Origin of the sequence: Thioclava sp. F28-4 (assembly GCF_002020045.1) — a bacterium.
Classification (GTDB): Bacteria; Pseudomonadota; Alphaproteobacteria; order Rhodobacterales; family Rhodobacteraceae; genus Thioclava; species Thioclava sediminum.
Genome location: NZ_MPZQ01000051.1, coordinates 1 through 664 on the forward strand (window position 1 = coordinate 1; position 664 = coordinate 664).

Annotated in this window: 1 protein-coding gene; it reads right to left on the reverse strand. The window is 67.3% G+C overall.

From position 1 onward, the window contains the following. Positions 1–664: IS66 family transposase (locus BMI87_RS21825; RefSeq protein ID WP_146681744.1), on the reverse strand; the 664-nt coding region annotated here is incomplete at both ends.

A 664-nucleotide genomic window follows, 5' to 3' on the forward strand; every position in this document is an offset into this window, starting at 1 on the left:
TTCGCGGAGACACGCAGACGTTGCTGTTTTAGCCATTCACCGAACTCGACCACGAGGGGCGCTGTGCGCGCCTGTCGGGCCGAGAGCCGCTGTCCCGGCGCCGTGCCGCGAATGTCGGCCTCGATCTTGTAGAACTCGGCGATGCGGCGCAGCCCCTCGGCGGCGATCTCGGAGCCGTCGCGGTCGAACACCTCCTTCAGCTTGCGCCGCGCGTGGGCCCAGCAATGCGCCACGCGGACCGGGTCGCCACCCTTGCGGGCGGGACGCGTCAAACGGTTGTAACCCTGGTAGCCATCGAGCTGCAGGATGCCGTCGAAGCCGTGCAAAATCTTCTCCGCGTTCTCCCCGGCGCGGTCGGGCGCGTAGAAGAAGACCACGCCCGGTGGATCATCTCCGCCCCATGATCGGTCGTCACGGGCGAGCGCCCAGAGATATCCCGTCTTGGTCCGGCCGCGCCCCGGATCCAGCACCGGGGCGGTGGTCTCGTCCATGAACAGCTTCGTCGATGTCTTCAGGTGCTCGGCCAGCCGGTCGACCACCGGGCCGAGATGGAAGGCGGCGGTGCCGACCCAGTCGGCCAGCGTGCTGCGGTGGATCTCGATGCCCGATCGGGCAAGGATCCGGCTCTGCCGATACAAGGGCAAGTGGTCCGCATATTTGCTGA